Genomic DNA, 22,192 nt, shown 5'->3' with positions numbered 1-22,192 from the left:
TTATTTTATATTAAAAATATTTGTTAATATTGACAAAGATAGTAAGTGCTTTTCAGAATGGACTACATCCAGGAAAAGATGCCTGGCAGCATTTATTATGTGAGTTGGTTTTATAGGCATTTTATAATGATGGCTCCGTTTGTGTAACAGTACCGTACCTATGATTATTATGGGAGCTTCTTATTTGTTTATAGTATAGCCGGGTTCAATTCCCCGACAGTATGTGTCCTGGCAGTTAATTCCTTTTTGTATCCCTATTATATACCTAAATCACCCTTTTTCATGTTGCGAGAATTAATGATTTTTTATCCCTGATTCATTACCGTACTAAGTATTGACCCTTTCGTTTTATGATTTAATGTTTCCTATGAAGCGTTCTTTTGTGCTGCGCCTTATCCTTGTATCATGTCTGCATCTGTGTACTGTTTATGCATCTGCACAGGATAGTACTATGTGCGGGTGTAACCGCAATGATAGTGCATGGAAGGCTGCTGTAAAAGATCGTCTGGACCGGATCGTGAAATCAGTGGCGAAAGATTCAGTCAGGCATCATAATAATAAAGTAAAGGATACTTTGCCTGGTATGGCTGTTCCGCGTACAGCGTTATCCAGCAACCGGTTATTATCCAATCATTATTTATCCTACAACCTCAATTATGTTTCGCATGTAGAAGGGGTGTACGATTACAGTGATATTGTTCAGCAATTTTTGACATATAAAACAGATCTCTCTGTATTTAAAGATATACCGTTAGGGCTTACCCTGAACGCTCGATATTCCAATTCACCGTATTTCAGGAATTACATTGATTTCCAGGTTGATCTCAAGGGTAATCAAATATCATCGCTGGCTGAAAAAGCGGGACAGGAAAATCTGCAAAATACCTATCGTTCAAAAGGCCAGGCTTTAAAAGGGCTTTTTGAAAATAAGCTTAAAAACCTGGAGCAACTGCAATCGGAGCTGGTGTTGCCATCAACAGATGGATGTGTGAGCCGGTATATCCACTGCAAAGAAATGGTGTCGAATAAAGATGTATACGGGCAACTCGCCTCCGGTGAGGCAGGGAAATATAAAGATTCACTTTCTCAGGCGGAACAATTTGTAGCGTGGTATGAAAAAAGAAAGCACTATACCGATTCTGTAAAAAGAAACATCGATAGCCTTAGTAATCAATATAAGGCCGGCCTGTCGGATGTAAATAATATGCTGGGCTCTCTACAATCGGGCAGTAAAAATTACAGTGCACTTTTATTAAAATATAGCAGTTCTTTAAAAAACTTTGATACTACCTCGCTTGAACGCAAACATACTTTTATAGAAGGATTTAACAGGCTTGTATTAGGCAGAAGTTTTCCTTCTTCCACGCAGTTGAATTTTCAGAATATTTCTATTAATGGTATTAACACGGAATACCAGTTTAACAACGCTTTTGTAATGCTGCAGGCGGGATGGACAGATTTTGGTTTACGTGATTTTGTATTCAAACAGGATAAACAACGCATTTCGAGTTTTGTATACGCTACCGGTGTTGGCTGGGGAAAAAGAAATAGCGATTATGTAATGGTATCACTTTTTGGAGGGGAAATGGGAGGTGGTTCCTACTCAGGAGTAACAAATGCAGCTCCCCATAAAAATGTGCAGGGGGTGAGTCTTTCAGGGCAGTGGGTAAGAAAAAATATTACGCTCAACGCAGAAGTAGCACAAAGCACTTATCCCGATACTGCCAGGTCAGGTAAGATTTTTAACCTGAATGATCATACCAATAAGGCTTACGGTATGACTGCCTATACAAACTGGCCGCAGCTACAGCTTAATGCCAGCGGATACTATAAATATTATGGCATCAATTATTATGGTTTTAATGCCTATCGGATTCCTGCTACTAATAGTTTATGGGGTGTACAGGCAGAGAAATATTTCTTTGGACGTTTGTTGAGCATTAATGCGGCAGTTAAGAAAAATGATTATCAAAACCCATATGTGCAGCAGGTTTACAGCGGACAAAATACTATTGTTTCTGTGCAGGCCGGGTTTAGAAAAAGAAGGTGGCCTTACATTTCTGTTGGTTACATCCCTTCTTATCAATATGTAAGCATTAACGATACTATCTATCAGAACCGCTACCAGGTGCTCAACGCCATGCTGAATTATCAGTATAAGCTGGGAGTTGCTATGGCCAGTTCCGGAATTATCATCAACCATTTTATAAGCGGAGGCGCGCAAACAGCCATCTTCTATGGTAATTCTACCAATTTTATTTTGAACCAGGTATTTCAGTTTGAGAAATACAGCTCAGGGCTCAACGCATCTGTATTGCAAAATACACGCTATAAATATGTGGTGTTTGATGGTTATGTGAGTTCACAGGTGATGCAGCGGTTAATGGTAAAAGGTGGATTCAAAATAAACAGCATGGCTGCAGCTGAATACAATGCAAAGCTGGGTGGATATGGTGGATTGACAGCTAATCTGGCTAAGACAGGCATTTTATCTGTCAATGTTGATTACGGTTTTTACCCGGATCTGTATGCCACCTTACATCGAAATATAATGGGTACAATAGGATTTACAACATTCTTTAAATAAATATACTATAAGCATATGTTGAAGTTTGTAAAATACATGGCTGCACTGTTAGTTATCCTGACTTTTTATATGCAGGCAATGTCGCAGCAACTCATCGTTAACGCATTCATACCACCCGGTGGGCTGATCCAGAAAGAATTGTTATGGAATATTATGATCGCTAATCCCGCTGCTGCTACAGAAAGTGGTCATATTTCACTGACTATTATCAACAAAATCAACGGGCAGCGTATGCTGACAGCTTCCTCCGGCTACCTGGTGGTACCTCCCGGTGCCCGTCAGTTACAGGTATCCGATGTAATGCCGGTAGTATACAATGCATTGTCTGCCGATATAAACCTGGGTGGCTATGGATTTTTACCGGTAGGCAGCTACCAGGTATGTTACAATTTCAGCAGCGAAAAGGGATTTGTTTTAGGCAGCACCTGTGTAGATGCCACTGTGGAAGTATTATCTCCGCCGCAGTTGGTCTTACCAGAAAATAAATCAACACTGAAAGAAACCAATCCTTCCTTCAGCTGGATTCCACCGGCTCCTGCCATGTTAGTCAAGAATTGCACCTATGAATATAAGCTGGTAAAAGTGAATGAGCTGCAATCGCCCAAAGATGCGGTGAATAGTAATGTGCCGGTGTATACGGCAGCGAATCTGGCGGCTCCGTTCATGAACTATCCTTCCTTTGCGGGCACGCTGGAAAAAGGACAACCTTATGCCTGGCAAATTACTGCTGTTAGCGCAGCCACCCGGATAGCCAGTGATGTATGGACTTTTACTCTAAAAGATCCGGACAGCAAAGATAATAAGGCCGGCGACGGTAGCGTGTTTTCCCGCCTCCTCAAAGAAGGGCAGGGACAGGGATATGCTGCGGTAACGTCGGTATTGAAATTTGAATTTAATAATGACAGCAACGATAGCCTGTTTGTGATGAAGCTGACAGACATCAGCTCAGGTAAACATACAGACATCGCATTCCAGCAGGAACTGTTTCCAAAATTCAAACCTGGCAAAAACCAGGTGGTGGTGGATCTGGCCGGCACGGGATTATTTAAACGTAACCACTTCTACGAATTTGAACTAACAGATGCAGCAGGGGAAAAATGGAAAATGAAGTTCGAATTCGCAGGTAAATAATATAACCAAAGTAGAGACATTGTAAATAAACCATTATGGTACAATTGTTAGGCAACAGGTACAGGAATCAGATTGCATTTTTTTTAGCTTATCTCCTGACACTGGGTTACATCGGTGACCTCAAAGCCGCTGTTTATGGATTTCATAGCAGGGGTGATCATTCATTTGTTACCAGTACCGTCTATGCAGGTGGGGAAATATCCAATGATAGTGAACCCTCACGCATGCATAACAACAGCGCCGGACCAGTAGTTGCAGCAGCTGCTACAAAGGGAGCAGCTGGAAGGCCTTATGGTGGCCCAACACAGCCGGAAATGCAATCATTCAAAAGTGTGAATGCCAGCAATATGGTGGATTTATTTACCGGAGATTTTTCTTATAATATTCCATTGATGGATGTGGGTGGCTACCCGCTGTCGCTGCATTACAACAGTGGCATTACGATGGACCAGGAAGCCAGCTGGGTGGGTTGTGGTTGGAATGTAAATCCCGGTGCAGTTACCCGTACCATGCGTGGTTTGCCGGACGATTTTAACGGACAGGATTCTATCACCAAAATAGAATCTATCAAAGAAAATAAAACAGTCAGTGTAGCCGGAGATATTGATGTGGAATTGCTCGGGCTCAATACAGCCGCACTAAAAGTAAGTGCCGGATTTACATTGGGAGTTACACACAATAACTATATGGGCTGGGGAGTGGAAACAGGTATTTGTCCTTCTATTTCCACAGCATTGAGTGGTGGTAAAAATGCAGCTGGTACACTTACCGGTTCTTTATCTATTACTTCCAGTTCACAATATGGCGCCAATATATCGCCCAGTATAGCATACCGGCTGAGCTCCAATAATAAAAGCCAGGTGTACGGCGCCAGCATTGGTAGCAACTACAATAACCGCGCTGGCATGTCTGCGTTGCAGTTGCATGCAGAGGCAAAACAATCGGTGTATGCGCTTAAAAATTCGAATGACGATCATATCTACAGCAGTGCGGGTGTAAATGCCAGCATTTCATTTGCGGTGCCATCTTATATGCCTACCATCAGCATGCCTTTTAAAAATAGCACCTATTCTTTTGGTGTAAAGGTAGGAGGAGAAATATGGGGAGTGAGGCCCGGCTTTGGTATAACCGGAACTGTACAAAGTCAGAAGCTGGCGTATATACAGAAATCTTTTCCTGCATATGGTTATATGAACTATACAAAGGGGAAAAATGATGCCGGCGCCTTGCTGGATTTTAACCGCGAAAAGGAATTATGTTTTAACTACAGCAGTACCCCGCATATTGCCATTCCTGCCTACACCTACGATGCATTTAGTATATCGGGAGAAGGCATTAACGGCATGTTCAGGGCCTATAGAAGTGATATTGGTTATATCCATGATCATAAAATGCAAACAGAAAGCGGATCAGATAAACTATCCGTAGATATTGGCGCAGGAGGTTATGTGCATATTGGTACTGATCTGATGATGGTGGATGCAAGTACAGAGAATAAAGCATGGCTGGGACAGAACGATCTGTTACCCAAAGTTGATTTTACCGATAGTGATACCACTTATGAAAGTGTATATGTAAAAAATCCCGGTGAACAAACAGCCGCAGACCAGGATTTTCATAAAGCCATTGGTGGCGATGACCTCGTACGCGCGCGGCTTACAGGCGATGACAAAAATGTTTCGCTGGCACCGCAACTGGAAAAGGTAATTAGTGCGCAACCGGCAGGATACATCGATATTAATACACCGATCATAAAAAACAAGCGTGATAAACGTACGCAAATGACCACTTGTCTTACTGCAGAACAGGCAGATAGATACGGTTATGAAAAAACGATTAAATCTTATCCTGAAAACAGTTATCCGGAAGCCAATTGTCCTTCCGGTGTTACAGAAATACAGCGTGTATCAGGTTATCGCAAGGCTAATCACATCTCCGAAGTAGATGTGTTGAACACTGATGGTAAAAAATACGTGTATAGCTTACCGGTATATAATGTAGAACAACAGGAAGCAACCATGGCAGTGGCACAACAAACTGATGCTGCGTTGCTGGACCGTGGGCTAACCCGTTATGATAATACAGATGATGGCGTTTCCAACAATAAAGGGAAGGATAACTATTACGCACGTACGATTACGCCTGCTTATCCGCATTCGTTTTTACTGACGGCTATTTTATCGCCTGATTATGTAGACTTGCGCGGCGACGGTGTTACAGACGATGACCTGGGAGATGCCATTAAATTTAATTATACGCAGATCACCACTGAAAATAATCCTTTCAGCTGGCGGGTACCTTACTCCACAGAACATAACCTGGCCAATTATAATGAAGGTTTTAAATCCTACAGCCGGGATGATAAGGGTACTTATATCTACGGTAAAAAGGAATTGTGGTATACCAATTCTATCGCGTCTAAAAACATGATTGCGCTGTTCCGTATTTCACCAAGAGAAGATGTGGTAAGTGTGGCGGATCGCAGTGGCGGGTTAAATACGGCTGGTGGTAAAATGTTGCGGAAGCTGGATAGAATAGACCTCTATTCCAAATCAGATTTTATCAAAAACGGGGTAAATGCAAAACCGGTGAAGTCGGTATTTTTTGAGTACTATCCACAGAATGCTGCCTTGTGTAAAAATATAAGTGGTCCGGGTACTGCTAAGCTCACCCTGAAAGCAGTATGGTTTAGTTACAATGGCGGACGTAAACGTAATCCATATATATTTAATTACAACGCCAATAATCCCGATTACAATCCTGCGCGTTATGACCGTTGGGGCAACTATAAAGATCCTGCTAATAATCCCGGAGGCCTCGGCAACCTGGATTATCCCTATGCCGTGCAGGATAGTGCTATAGCTGCTAAAAATGTGGCTGCCTGGAACCTGGAAGAAATCAGACTGCCTTCCGGTGGAAAACTAAAAGTGACTTATGAAGGAGACGATTATGCTTATGTACAAAATAAACGTGCCGCACAGTTATTCAAAATAGCTGGTTTTGCTGCCAGTGAAAGTGCTGCTCCTTCAGGTGCTTTATACAGTCAGACTGCAGAAAACAGGTATGTGTTTGTAGACTTACCTACCGCTGTGGAAAATGCAGGCGAATTTAATACCCGCTATTTGCAGGGTATATCACAACTATATTTCAAGTTGTCTGTAAAAATGCCCGTTACTGATAAATGGAGAACAGGGAATGATTACGAATGGATTCCCTTGTATGCTGATATTGAAAGCATAGGACTGGTAAATAAAAACCGCGCCTGGATCAAAGTAAAAGAGGTGAACGGCGGTAGCCCGTTTGCTAAAGTAGCGATCCAGTTTCTACGGCTAAACCTGCCATCCAAAGCCTATCCCAATTCTGAAACGGGTGATGACGTAGGTTTTACGGAGATGGTGCAGGTAGTATTTTCATCGCTCAAACAATATGTAGATATCTTCAAAAAATTTGAAACAATTGCAAAAGGGCAAAGCTGGTGTAAAGATGCTGACCTGAACCACTCTTTTATTCGCCTGGATCAACCTGATTTTAAGCGTTATGGCGGCGGGTTACGGGTAAAGCGGGTAGAGTTGAGTGATAGTTATAATAAAATGACAGGAGAACGGGAAAGCACTTACGGGAAGGAATATAACTACACCACAACTGGAGATGTTAACGGTAAACAGGTAACTATCAGCAGTGGGGTAGCCAGTTATGAGCCGGGTATTGGTGCAGATGAAAACCCATTCAGGGTAGCTAAAGAGCTGAATGAAAAAACAAATTTAATGGCGCCGGCTAACCTCATGTATTCGGAAGAACCTTTGGGAGAATGCTTTTTCCCTGCACCGGTAGTGGGTTACAGTAAAGTACGGGTACGTACTATCAATGCCGACAAAACAAAATCGGCTGATGGATGGGAAGAAACAGAATTTTATACCAGCCGTGATTTCCCTACCCTGACTGATTTTACACCGCTGGATGTGTATAGTAAAAAAAGATATAAACCACAGTTGAACAGTTTTTTCCGTGTGAATGCCAAAGATTATGTGACCCTTTCGCAAGGCTTTAAAGTAGAGCTGAACGATATGCATGGCAAAATGAAATCGCAGGCATCTTACCCGGAAAATGATGGCGCCAATCCGGTGACCAGCACGAAATATTATTACCGGGTAGATGATGATAAAGCCGCACAAAAACATTTGAATAATGATGTGTTAATGGTGCAGGGTGCTGCAGGTACACTGACCGGCGGTGTAATGGGTAAGGAAATAGAATTGATGACAGACTTCCGTGAACAGGTATCCAAAACAACTTCACTGAATGTTGGTATCAATGCGGATATCGTACCGGCATTTTTTATCCCGCTGGTATTGCCCTCTGCCATTCCGTTCCCGCAGTCGGAAGAAATGCGTTTCCGTTCATCAGCCGTAGTAAAAACGATCAACAGGCATGCGATACTGGACAGTGTGGTAAGCGTGGATAAGGGAAGTGTGGTAAGTACTAAAAACCTGGTATGGGACGGAGAAAGTGGAGAAGTAATAGTAAGCCGTACCAACAATGAGTTTAATGATCCTGTATATAATTTCACTTATCCTGCCTGGTGGGCGTATGATGGTATGGGGCCAGCTTATACCAACCTCGGTGCCACCTTTGATAATAAGAACTTACAGATTGTAAGAGGCAAACTTTTCGGTAGTGATAATGTGCCTTCCTATTTTGAAAAATATTTCAGGAGCGGTGATGAAATGGTGGTAGATGCTTACCTGGAAGCAGGTGTAACGAATATTACACCGGTGTTCCGCAGTGCTGCTGTGATTGTGAATGATCCTAACTTATGTGGCCCGGTTAACTGGGACAACAACCTGTCCAGGACAAGGATCTGGGCTTTGGATGCTGCCAAAGGTAAAGAGCAGCACAGTGGTATTTATTTTATTGACCAGGAAGGAAGACCTTTTACAGGTAAGATTGTGACCATGAAAATTGTGCGTTCCGGCCGGAGAAATATGAGTGGTGCCGGTGCCGGCAGTATCGTATCTCTTGCTAATCCTGTGCGTACAATAAATGGTCAGCGCCGCATTGTGATCGATAATGATACCAGGGTGCTGAGTGCCAGCACAGCTACTTTCAATGATTTCTGGAAAGTGGCAAATCACTGGTATGTAAAGGACACCGTATACAAAGTGCCACGGTATTTTCAACCGCTTACGCTGGAACCTTCAGTAACCCTGTTTCGTTCCGACAGAGTGGGGCCCAATAGCCCAATTGCAAGTACACCACGCTATAATAATGATTATGTGATCGGCAGCATGGATTATATAGATTCTCAATCAGGGTCATGGGGTTGCTGGTATGGAAGGGCATCCAGGCAACAGCTTAGTAAGTCTGTGCTGTCTTTTAACTTTTCGCTGATTCCATCTAATGCTATCATTACCAATGCCACTATCTCTTTTGTACCCTATAATACAGTGAGAGATCTTTTTGCCCGTGTAACACAGGGTGGCCGCAGGTGCCGGGAATCTAACTACGACTGGGCTAATAACAATACTTATTTCCAATCACCATCTGCTGCTTACCTGAGAAGAGTGACCAGTCCCTGGGGTATTGGGAATGGATATAATGTCCCTGTAACGGATGCTAACAGGGTAAGTAATGTAAATAATTATAACTACCAGAATATATCGTGTACTAACCTGGTACAGGATATTATCCGGGGCGGGAACTATGGTATTTTATTCGAAGAACAACGGACGGATCCACCTAATAACGATCACCAGTGGACCAACTTCCTGAGCTTTAATGCTAAAAATAGCTTTAATGGTAAGATACATGCCGCGCCCCAGCTTACTGTGACCTATAAAATAATCGTGGATTCCGTTGGGCAGCTCTGCAAACAGTTTATCAGCGACTCTATGATAAACCCTTATCGTTTTGGCATACTGGGCGCATGGCGGGGCAATAAACAATATGTGTATTATCATGACCGGAATGAAAGTGTAGCATCCGCTACTACGCAAACGGATACACGCAATGAAGGTGTGCTGAAAGATTTTGTACCATTCTGGAGCTTTACTCCCAATGGTCTGCAAATGACAGCAGATACCAGTAAATGGTTATGGACCAGCGTACAGCAATACTTTAACAAGAAAGGATTTGAAACGGAAAATTACGATGCACTATACCGTTATAACTCAGGTAGCTACGGCTATAACCAGCAACTGGCGCTAACAGCCGTGCAGAATGCCCGTCAACACGAAACCTTCTTTGATGGTTTTGAAGATTATAATTATGCTACCAAAGCATGTACAGACCTGTGTAAAGATAAACGGGTATTTGATGGCTTTACCATTACCAATGCAGACAGTCATACCGGTACCTACAGCCTTAGCCTGCCAGCCAATAACATCCGCAACGTTGATTTTGCCGTAAGCGGTGCTGCAGATACCTTACAAACGCTTTCTATAAAAATAGATTCTACCCGTAATTACCAGGAGATAGTTACTCCAAGGGGCAAGGGGCTCACGGGAACTTACAGCGGTTGTGGCAGAACCATTAACCGTATAGATCCTGTGGTTAATTTTTACTGGCCACAAAAAGTAAGTCCGGATCCTACCCTGAACTGTACTACGGGTTGGCAAACAATTGTATGGAGAGGCAAATTGCAGGCTACCAATACAGATTTCTATAGATTTTATATTGATTTCAGAGGCGGTCGCAGCACTTCCTATATAATGACGGTGGGCAACAGGCTGGTAACATTTAATGGAGGTTTCAGTATCCCGATGCGGTTGGTGGCAGGCCAGTTATATGATGTAATAATCAGTTTTAAAACAGAACGTAGTCATCATTTCGGATTCCCGCAATTTGGTAATGATTATTATGATCTGGGTATTACAGCCAGCTGGAGCCGTAACAACGCACCAACTAAAGTGCTTATCCCTGCCGGTAGTTTCTATCCCAATACTTATCCGGTTGATAGCGCAGGTTCCTACAAAAAGAACCTCGTCAGCTATTGTGTAAAAATGAATAATGTAAAACCTGCTAATGTGATACTGCCTGGTACGGCACCTATAAAAGGTGGTAAGTATGTGGTAAGTGGCTGGGTAAAAGTAAAAGGAGATAATAACAACAATGCCGTGATAGGTAATAAACTCCCGCTGGGTGTAGGTTTTGGCAGCCGCGGTAATGCTGCTGTATGGCTGGTAGCTACCGGCGTGCGCATTGAAGGCTGGCAGCGATATGATGCGGTGGTAGATGTTCCTGCCGGAGCAACACTGTTCAGATTATTCCTGCAATCAGGAAATAATGAATTGCTCTTTGATGATCTGCGGATACATCCGTTTAATGCCAATATGAAATCTTATGTGTATGATCCTGTAAGCCTTCGCTTGGTGGCTGATCTGGACGAGAATAACTACGCTACCTATTATGAATATGATGATGAAGGCACATTGATAAGAGTGAAAAAAGAAACAGAAGAAGGCGTTAAAACACTGAAGGAAACAAGGAGTAGTCAAACAAAAATTTCTCAATGATGTCGTTCAATCAGTTAAATAATATCAGGAGATCTAAAAATACAGGTATGAAAAAAATGTGTATGATATTTATGCTGATGGCCCTGGCCACCGGTATCAAAGCCCAGAACGATGAGAATACAAGTATAAGACTGGGGCAACGGGGAGCAGAGTTGATGGAAATGAGTTCCATCATGCATCAGTATGTTGATCAGCAATACTTCAGTTGTAATATGAACTACGATTTTGCTGACAGTGCACACCAGGCCACAGTGCTGGAACACGCCACCGGCATGTTCAAAATTCATAATAATCTCTTATGGAACATGCGTGATAGTGTTGAGTCTTTGCAGGGAGAACAATATATGCTGGTTGTTGATCATCACGACTCTGCTATCTATATTTACCCCCGGCAGCCATACCAGAAATTTATTGATGCACCGCTGCTGGACTCGTCTTTTAACCAGGCCTTCCTGAAGGATCTTAAACTCACTACTGCAGCCAACGGCAACAAAACGCTGAGCATTTATTTCAACCCCGGCATGCAGTACTCGCAAATGGATTTAGTGTATAATCCCACTACCTACCTGTTGAGTAAAATTTCTTATTACTATTCCACAGTAGTTTTTGGAGGAGAAAAAGGAAAAGAAGTGGAGAAGGAAAAAGAAAAAGATAACAGGAAAGGAGGGGACGAAAAAGATAAGCGGGAAGAGAAGGAGCCGCAGGGAAAAACCATGACCGGCGTGATCAACATGAGTTTTAGCGATCAGAAAAATGATGCATACGACCTGAATATTTTTGCTGAAAGCAATTTTATTTACCAGGTAGGGCAAAAGTTTTATGCACAAAAAAAATATGAAGGTTATAAGGTGATACCCGTAATGTGAGGTAAATGAAGCATTGTCAATTTATCTATGAATCTTATGAAGCGCATTAGTATCCTGTTTGCAATAAGCCTGTACGCTATGTTGAGCCTGGTAACAGGTCAACAGATATTTGCACAAACGAAATATGAAGAAAATACGGTTTCCCTGTTAGGCAATAAAGGGGAGCTGGTAAAGAATGCTGAACTGGTAGTAACAGATTCTTTGCTGCTCACGCCTGCGAGGAAGTCTACCGTGCTAAGTACCAGCGAGATGATTAACATCATCACGTTTGCCTATAATGAGCCGGAGCAATTCAGCACGGCTACCGGGGCATTGCCGGATACTTTTTCTGTAGTACTGAAGGCAACTATTTATTATACGCCTGCCAACAGTACACAGGAAGGCACTATTGCCAACCGTGCGTTTACGCTTACGTACAGTAAGAATAATGCTTATAATAAAAACGATATCTTCTATTTCAATGATGCCCATAAGGTACGTATAGTCGTTACCGATATAACGGCAAAAGGAATAGATCCGGCCACTGCGCTCCGTTTTTTAATGCTTTCTGCTGATATCCGTATTAACCGTAACTATGCGATGAATTGCGCCGGTTGCGATGTTACTGCGATTTCCGGTAATGTGATGAATGATGAGCTGGCAGTGAGCTGGGGTATCAGTAAAAGCGCTGCAGAATATGACCTGGAATGGGCATTTGTAAGTGCGGATATGCTGAGCCGTTATACAGGGGCGCCGGACTATCCTGCCAATATATTCAGAAATAATGCTACACGGGTAACAGTAACGGATACACGCTATCGTATTCCGCTTTTATACGACAATGACGGTACCGTATTTTGCCGTGTAAGAGGTGCCCAGAAAATGTCATCCGGAGAACGGCAGACGACCCGCTGGAGCAGCGACTTTGGTGGTGCCGGACTCGGTCAGGCAGTCATCCGTAATCATGAGCCGTTGCTCAACTGGCAGGCTTCCACTTCTTTTGCGGAAGAAGGAAAAAGAAAAAGTGTGGTGCAATACTACGATGGTACATTACGTAACAGGCAAACGGTAACAAAAGATAATACCACCAACACCACTATTGTAGGGGCTACTTATTATGATAAGCAGGGCAGGCCGGCCATACAGGTATTGCCGGCACCTACTGTGAATAATGTGATAGGATTTACGCCGGGCTTTAACCGGAACAACATCAACAGTGCTGTATACTATGATGCATCACAATATGATACGCTGATAAATCCGGCGGATTATTGTGCTACCGGCGCAAGGCCCATGAATGTGTCTGCCGGTACATCCAATTACTATTCGCCACAAAATCCTGATGTAAATAACGGGTTTAATAAATACATTCCCGATGCGGAAGGATATCCTTTTTCAGAAATAAAATATGTACAGGACAATACCGGGCGCATAGCGGCACAAGGAGGAGCAGGTCCCGTATTTCAGCTGGGCGGTGGTAAGGAAACAAAATATTATTACGGGCCTGCCAGCCAGAGCGACCTGGATGCGTTGTTTGGTACGGAAGCCGGTGATGCTTCCCATTACCGCAAAAACATGGTACGTGATGCCAACGGGCAATACAGTGTTAGTTATGTAGATATGAAGGGAAGAACAGTAGCTACTGCACTGGCCGGATCTGCTCCAGCCAGCCTGGCCACACTGGCATCTTACCGGGATTCACTGCAAACAGATATATTGATCAGTCCTACCAATAACATTATTTCGGGTAGTGACATAGTAGCTGCGCAAGGCTTGCTGGTTCCACAAAGAGGCACCTATACCTTTCATTATTCAGTAGATCCGCAGTCAATGCTGCTGGATAACTGCAACAAACAACCTGTGTGCTATGATTGCCTGTACGATCTTAACATCACTATTACAGATGATTGTAATAACCAGCATATGCCGGATAAAAAACCGGTAACGATAGAGAAACATAATTTTTCGCTGAACAATATCACCAGTGGTTGTGGACAATCAGGAGGAAAGATAGATACTACTTTCAGCGTTTTCCTGGAAGAAGGTTCCTACAGTGTAGCCAAGCGGCTTTCTATCAGTCGATATGGTATGGATTACATGCAGGACAGCATCTACATGAAAAATAATCTTTGTCTGAGCTTTGAAGATTTTTACCGCCAGCAAATGGCCCTGGTAAAGAAAGAATTAACGAATTGTAAAAAAGATACTGTTCAGAAAAAGTCGTATGAAAATTATCGCGACATGATGCTGCAGCAGATGACACCACCATTTGGTTTGTACGCGCGGCATACGCCCGGTTTTACGGATCCTAATTCGGTGATCGATAACAATCGTTTCCTGCATCTCTCCAGTATTTTCAGAAGAATTTATTATTACGATGATAATAATAAGCTGGATATTATTAATGACAGCATCAGTAAATATCGGTTTAACGGACCAGGTGTAGCTGCATTCAAAGACTATTTCTCCGATAATTTTAAAGATAGCTGGGCAAATACACTCCTTTATGTACATCCTGAAAAAGGAATACTGGACAGATGGGAGGCCATCAGCGACAGTCATAACTGGGATGAGCAGATGGATAATATCAGCACTTTTCAGGAGGCAGTACAAAAAGGTTTCCTGAACCCGCTGGCAATGACGGAGGCACCGGCATCTAATTTTTCTGCCAATAATCCTGATCCGTATTTCAAAAGATTCCCCAGCCAGGTGGCCGTGATGAAAGATATTATGCTGCGATACAGGAAGGTCAGGCAGTTGATATTTAGTGCGGTTTATATCAATATGTGGGCGTTTTCCAATACGATGGTGAAGTGCGGAACTGGTGGTGCACTGGATGCAACCTGCGAAAAACAGTTTGAAACAGCAGGGAATGTATTCAACACTACATTGCTTTGCACACCGGAGCTGGATCAGGCCTGGAATTATTTTAAAACAGCTTATCTGCAGGAAAAACGCCAGGTAGTAGAGCAGGGGTACCTTTTTGCTGGAGGTATGCCGGCAGTACCGGATGAATTATCCCGTGTATTTAAGAACAGTAAAAATATCATCGCTGCAAATATCGATAACAGTTTGCTGAATGCCACTGATACCAACCTGGTAAAACAAAAGGTGCAGCAACAGGTGGATGCGATGGTAAACACCAATTGTATTAATTACGCCAGCTATTGGTGGAATAAGTTGTCTGCCTGCGGATTTGTTCAGTCTACAGATTCTGCTGCCATCATCAACCGGTTGATCAGTGTATGTAAGGAAGGTGGAGATGCCACGCATCCTTTTGGTGCCAGCAGCGTAAAACCAGGCAGCACCAGCGTTTGGAAGAATTTTGATGATGCGATACGGGATTATGTAAATACAGTGAAAGGCGGCAACCCCGATGCCGTTATCTGCAATGGCTTTTTGATAGATGTACCTGCAGCCTATAACCAGCCTTTGGGAACAGGTAATGCACAGGTAAGTGGTAAACCCACGGCGTGCGAGTGTGATAATATTACACAGAAATATAATCGTTATCTGCAATTGCAGGCCAGTTATGGTTCGTTCAGTAACTATATGCTGCGCGTATATAATACTACTATCAGCAATGGTGCGCTGGATACACTCCGCGGGCTTTGTGCCGGTAATCAGTGTCAGCAACTGACGCAGCCTATACTATTGCCCCCGGTATTGCAATGCGGTGGAACAACCACTGCCTGCACTACCTGCGATACGGTAATGGCAGCTTACAGCACATTTAATGTAAAATACCCCGGCATTACCCCTGTGCCGGAAACATGGGATAATGAATCACAAACAGCAAAGAATAACCTGTTTGTGAAATTTATGAACATGAAAACCGGGCAGCAACAAACGGTAGATGCCTATCTTACATTTATACAACAGTGCAAGGCTGCACAAGGCAGTACCAGTAGTACCCGCAGCATTATGAAAAAGGTTATCGGCGGTTGCATTGCATACGCTGATTCATTAACATTTCCTTCTTCCGGTGTAACGAAACCAGGCCAGGTGGATTGTGCAAAATTGCAGCATGTGTACGAGTTGTATCAGAATGCATTTCCGCAACATAATAAAGGTGCTACCGTTAAAATGTTTATACCGGCTGTTAAGCCCCTGGCTGCACGTATGGCTACTGTTGCCAGTTCCGTACACACTTTCCCTGATACAACTACTGTTACTGATCCGCAAACCGGTGAGCAGTTAACAACGGTGCATGATGCAATGGGTAAGGTAACTGTCTTCCCGCAGCCGGGAAGTGGAAGCACCCCTGCCCCAACAAATACAACGGTTGCAACTATGTCAGCAACGGCGCTGGCGGTAGCCCCTCCGCCTACCCCTACCGGTACATGGGTAGATACCACCCTCGATGCGAAACAACTTTTTGAATGGTGGTTTACGAGTCAGCTTGGGTTACAAGGTCAGGGATATACGTACCTGAATTATGCCGACTGGCTCATCAACAGCTGCGGATATAAATTGCATCAGCTGCCATGGAGTACCGATACTGTTTATGCAGATAAATCAGCATTACAACAGATCTGGAATCAATTCAATAATAAATATCCTGCCAGTCAATCAACCATTAGTGAAACGATTGACATAGGTGGCAGCAACCAGCCACCGGTATTATCTTTTGTGGATGTGTTCCAGGGATATAATCAAACGCAATGGGTAAATGGCTATGTATACGATAAATGGGATGTGGGTCATTTTCCTGGCCCGGTGATGGAGCGTGCTGCTAACGGATCTCTTAATGGTGTGCCCGGACTTACAATAGAGGAACGGTCCTATTTACCGGTGAAGATGGGTTTACTGCCTTTAAATGCCAGCATCACCAGTGCTACCTATAGCTTGTATGACTGGCAAGGGGTTTCCTGCAATCCGGGGGGTAGTACAGGCAATTGCAGCTTTGGATCTGCACATTATCGTAACATTAATGATAACCCGCATGCCCAGATAAGTATGGCCGGTGGGTTCTTTATTCCGGGAGTAAATAATCTGTTGCAAGCCCCATCGCAGTTAGGCACAGCAACTGTTGTAATACCTACTGTTACGGATGGAATAGTATGTTGTTCAACAACTACTTTTATCAGTGCACAGGATTTTACGAGCCTGGATGCTACTGCATTGGTGCAGTCTGCCTACAATAATGTAAGTGCTGTAAAAGTAAATTATCCGTTTGCTTTCGCTGTAATAGAGGGCGATTTGCATAAGGATGGCCGTTACGCATTCAGCAATCGGTTAAATGTTTCTTACACTGCCGCACGTTGTGATGTATTCACTGCATTTGTAAATAATGTACTGGGTACAAGTCTGAATGTTACAGAAATAAAAGACTTATATAAATACCATGCAGCATTAAGTATTAATGATAACTGCAATGATGCACCTGCTTATACCGGATCGCCTGCTGATAATAGTTGTAGCACAAGCACACCTTGCAGCACTGTTCCGGATATCCTGAACGTTCCTGCTGCTGGTGTGGTGATGCCGGCAACTATTAATTGTGCGCTGTTGAGCGAAACATATAAAAACTTCATCGCCGATTTTCCGGGACATCTGAATGGAGCTACTTTTAAGATATATCTTCCAGGTGGTGGCGGCGCTGCCGCTCTTTCTGCGCGCGCACTCTCTACTGCTCCTGTGCAGGAAGCAACACCGTTGCCTGATACAGCGATGATCAACCACAAAGCTGCCCGCATGCTGGCACCTGCTGCCGGCTCAACAATTATCAGCGGACAGTGGGTAGATACCACCATGAATGCAAAGCAATTGTTTGAATGGTACTTTGCACAATACCTGGGATCAGGGGGCAACGGCTATACGTACGCCAATTATGCCGACTGGCTGGTGAATGGCTGCGGCTATAAGCTGAATCAGCTGCCCTGGAGTGATACGGTATATGTACGGCAGGACACATTGCAAAACATCTGGAACCGTTTCATACAGCGCTATCCTGCAGGCAACAATATCATCAGTGAACCGGTAAATGTGCCAATGTATAAATTGCTGCACACTTATTTTGGTAACGATGGTAACGTGGATGTTACCGGTCGTCCGGATCCAACGTATCCATACCTGGAAGCCGGTACCTGGACCAGTGGTTACTGGTATACGGAGCGCAGTAGTTTTCACCTGGATCTGAATGTAATACCTGGCAATGCAAATATTACCGCTGCGCAGCTGAGCCTATCTGCCATGATGTATCCATGGAGTAATGGTGCAGCGCATTTCAGGTATGCCGCTAATATGAATGTTAATGGTGTCTTATCTGGTGTAACAGGGCTTTATATTCCCAGTTCCACTGTTTGGGTAAGCCAACCATTTCATGATGGTGCTCCTCAGGGAATAATTCCAACGGTAACACAAATAGCCAATATAGGTTCGTCCGGTGATTTTTATAGTAACCAGGATTTCCCTGGTCTTGATATGCTGGCCATGTTAAAGCCGCATTACGATGCCGTGCATGCCAGTGCAGTGAACTATCCGTTTGTATTGGATCTCAACGATGAGAGCAATGCCTATAAACGGTATACATTCGGTGGCGTAGGAAGCAGTTTGCCTGTCGGTAAAGGAGCTACTTTAGTAGTAAACTATACCGCTGCCCGCTGCGATGTATTTACCACATTTGTAAATAATGCATTGGGCACCCAACTGGGGCTGGTGGCTATAAAGAGCCTGTTCTCTTCAAAAGGCAGATTGGATATTGATAATAATTGTGCTACTGCAACGCCGGGTACACCTTGCGTTAGCAAAAGCGTGTATCCGGATACGTTATTGCTTTGTAGCTTCGCCCGGCCGTCCTTTGAGACAATTACTGATGTACAGCCGGACCCTTGTAAAGACAGTATATCGCTGGCATATGCCGCTGCCTCAGAAATATTCCGTCACTATAAAGACTCGCTGGTGGGCAACTTTGCCGATAGCTACAGCCGCAAATGTTTGAGTGCCGGTGCTTACGAACAATTTGCCGTGTTGCATCCAGTAAGTGAATACCACTACACGTTGTATTATTACAATCAGTCGGGTAATCTGATAAAAACAGTACCTCCTGCAGGTGTGCAGCCTAACCGTAATAAAGCCTGGCTGGACCAGGTAGCGCAAAAACGTGCTGCCGGACAGTTACAGGCGCCTGCTCACACCATGGCTACTATATATCGTTATAACAGCCTGAATAATATAGTGAGCCAGTATACACCAGATGCCGGTACCAGCAGCTTCTGGTATGACAGACTGGGAAGATTGGCAGTAAGCAGGAATGCGGAGCAATTAAAAAGCAATAAATACAGTTACACTGCATATGATGTAATGGGCAGGATAACAGAAGTAGGAGAGAAAGAACAACCTAACCAGATCACTAATACGATATCTGCAAACCCGGTATCATTAAACAGCTGGATCAACTATGCCAATAATCGTTATCCGCAGCAGCAGGTAACCCGCACAGTATATGATGTTGCATCTCCCACTATCAATAGTTTATACAATGAGTTTAACCAGAAAGCCTACGCGTTGCGCAACCGTGTAAGTTATGCGCAATACTTTGCGCAACTACAGTATGGTGGATTTGTAAATGGCATATATATACCTACTTATCTCAATTATGATTATGGTATTTATTACAGCTATGATGTACATGGGAATGTAGATACTTTATTACATCATTATCGCACCGGTGCCATGTCGCAAAATGGTTATAACCAGTTTAAGCTGGTGGCTTACGGCTATGACCTGATCAGCGGCAAGGTAAACCTGGTGAGCTATCAGCCGGGTAAGGCAGATGCATTGTATCACCGTTATGAATATGACGCGGTAAACCGGTTAACAGATGTATACATCAGTACCCGGTCGGCTTATATTGGCGATAAGAATGTGGAAGAACATGAAAGCCGTTATACCTACTATAAACATGGTTCGCTGGCCCGTCAGGAAACAGGACAGAACAGGGTACAGGGGCTGGATTATGCTTATACCCTGCAGGGCTGGATGAAAGGGGTAAATAGCACGGCACTGAATCCGGCATTTGATATGAATGGAGATGGTGCAGGCCTCGCAAGCCGTGATGCATTTGGTTATAGCCTCAGCTATTATATGGGCGATTATAAAGCCATCAATGCCGGTGTACAGCCATTTGCCAGTGCCGGTGGCTATTTGGGTAGTACCGTTTACAAAGACTTGTTTAACGGCAATATCAGCAGCATGCATGTCAGCATCAAAGGCCTGCAAACGCAATTGTATAACTACCGTTATGATCAGTTGAATCGCCTGGTCAGTATGGATGCCTATAAAGGTTTTGATAGCCTGCGTAACAACTGGAGCGCTATTACGCCCACCAATGCTTACAGTGAGCGTATTGTTTATGATGCTAACGGTAATATACAAACGTACAGGCGTGATGGCCGTGCGGACAAGCCAGCCATGGATCAGCTTACCTATCAGTATAGAAATGGCACCAACCTGCTGGATTATGTAAAGGATGCAGTTGGGGATGCTGCGTATAGTGAGGATATTGATAACCAGGCGCCGGGCAATTATACTTATGATGCAATTGGTAATCTCATAAAAGATTTTAAAGAAGGTATAAATAATATAGAGTGGACATTATACGGAAAAATAAAGAAGATAACGAAAGCAGATGGAAGCACTATTGCATACACTTACGATGTAGCAGGTAACCGCATCAGCAAGGAAGTACGGACAAAAGGTAAATCTGTTTTTACCTGGTATGCCCGTGATGCTCAGGGAAATACACTGTCGGTGTACCAACTGGATAATAACGGTAACCGGGTAACCTTAAATGAGCAGTATGTATATGGTAGCAGCAGGCTGGGGACAATAAACAGAAACGCAATATTAAATAACAACGTTTCCCTACCTTCACAATACCTGGGCAAGTTAGGCGCTACCTATAGCGACCAGCAGCTACGCGGTACCCGGCAGTATGAAATGAACAATCATTTGGGTAACGTATTGCTTACCGTATCCGATAAGAAGTTCTTTGCAAATAATGGGTATGATGCAGATATAATGAGTGCAAGCGACTATGCGCCATTTGGGATGACACTGGTAGGCAGGAGTTATAGTAAAGAGGGGTACAGGTATGGATTTAATGGAAAAGAAAAATCTGACGAAGTGTATGGCCAGGGGAATGTGTATGATTATGGATTCAGGATTTATAATCCGAGGTTAGGACGGTTTTTAAGTATAGACCCATTACAAAAGAAGTATCCTGAATTAACACCTTATCAATTTGCAAGTAATACACCTATTCGGGCGGTTGATTTAGATGGCCTGGAAGGAGTACAGTATTTAGAGGCGCATACAGATAAAAAAGGTAAAACTACTATGAAGCGTGTTGTTGAGGTGGATGTGTATGTTGCCATATCCAGAAACGAGAAGTCTGTTCATTTTTACTCAAAAACTCCGGCGGATGATGCAGATGTTAAAAAGAGTGTGGAAAGTGATTTGAAGCAGGAATTTAAAGATGACAAATTTAAAGATGCCGAAGGTCACGATGTTGTCTGGAAATTTAATGTCACCACTTTTCAGGTTGATGACAAGGGCACTATTGATAGTAAGCATAAAACGCTTGCAGGAGATGATAAATTTGCAAAGCTTAATGAAGCAGGAAAAACTGAATATAGAGGTGTGATAGTGCAACGGCAACACATATCTGAACAGGTTGTTCCTGCTGAGCCAACAAATTTGCCGGTAACAGAAGATGGTTATTTTGAGCACGGATTTAATATTAGTGTAAACGATCAGTATTACAGTGCGAGAAACCAAAAAAGCCATACTTTAGCACATGAGGTTACCCACTTCTTTTTGCGGTTGCATCCGCTGAAAGAAGTCAGGGACCCTGATAATACGCCTGCCGGACACGCGGGGGCCGGAGGCGGGATATTAAATTATGGTACTGCTGTTTTCAGCTTCCCCGGGCAGATCAAATCAAGCCCTGACCAAAAGACAACGGTATCGTTTGATGGTTTGAAAGGAGTGACTCAAACCAACGTATCAGACATATTACAATCAGTACCACAAAGACCGGCTCCGGCCGTAGATCCGGCTGCCGCAGCTGCTGCAGGAGCTGCGGCCGGAGCGGTGCATCCCTAATTAAAATT

The 22,192-nt window shown here is 43.6% G+C and carries 5 protein-coding genes; all 5 read left to right on the top strand.

Annotated features, from left to right (window positions below; genetic code table 11):
* The first annotated feature begins 367 nt into the window (after positions 1 to 367).
* From CLV51_RS16390 to CLV51_RS16370, 5 genes are read left to right on the top strand one after another with little or no spacing between them, the layout of a single operon-like run.
* Positions 368 to 2,587 (top strand): hypothetical protein, encoded by a 2,220-nt coding sequence (locus CLV51_RS16390; protein ID WP_106529137.1) that lies wholly within the window; start codon positions 368 to 370, stop codon positions 2,585 to 2,587.
* Positions 2,588 to 2,602: 15 nt separating this feature from the next.
* A complete protein-coding gene (locus CLV51_RS16385; protein ID WP_106529136.1) occupies positions 2,603 to 3,718 on the top strand; it encodes a hypothetical protein in 1,116 nt (371 codons plus the stop codon).
* A 35-nt stretch (positions 3,719 to 3,753) separates the two neighbouring features.
* Positions 3,754 to 11,229, top strand: coding sequence for a hypothetical protein (locus tag CLV51_RS16380; protein ID WP_106529135.1), 7,476 nt, complete (start codon positions 3,754 to 3,756; stop codon positions 11,227 to 11,229).
* Positions 11,230 to 11,276: 47 nt separating this feature from the next.
* On the top strand, positions 11,277 to 12,095 hold the full coding sequence (locus tag CLV51_RS16375) for a LolA3 family protein (RefSeq protein ID WP_146151302.1): 819 nt from the start codon (positions 11,277 to 11,279) through the stop codon (positions 12,093 to 12,095).
* 36 nt (positions 12,096 to 12,131) lie between these two features.
* Positions 12,132 to 22,184 carry an RHS repeat-associated core domain-containing protein gene (locus CLV51_RS16370; RefSeq protein WP_106529133.1) on the top strand — a complete coding sequence of 3,351 codons (10,053 nt, stop codon included), beginning with the start codon at positions 12,132 to 12,134 and terminating at the stop codon, positions 22,182 to 22,184.
* Positions 22,185 to 22,192: the final 8 nt, after the last annotated feature.

The sequence above is a fragment of the Chitinophaga niastensis genome, assembly GCF_003014755.1.
Classification (GTDB): Bacteria; Bacteroidota; Bacteroidia; order Chitinophagales; family Chitinophagaceae; genus Chitinophaga; species Chitinophaga niastensis.
Note: the sequence above shows the minus strand (reverse complement) of the source record. Positions and strands in the feature narration are given on the sequence as shown.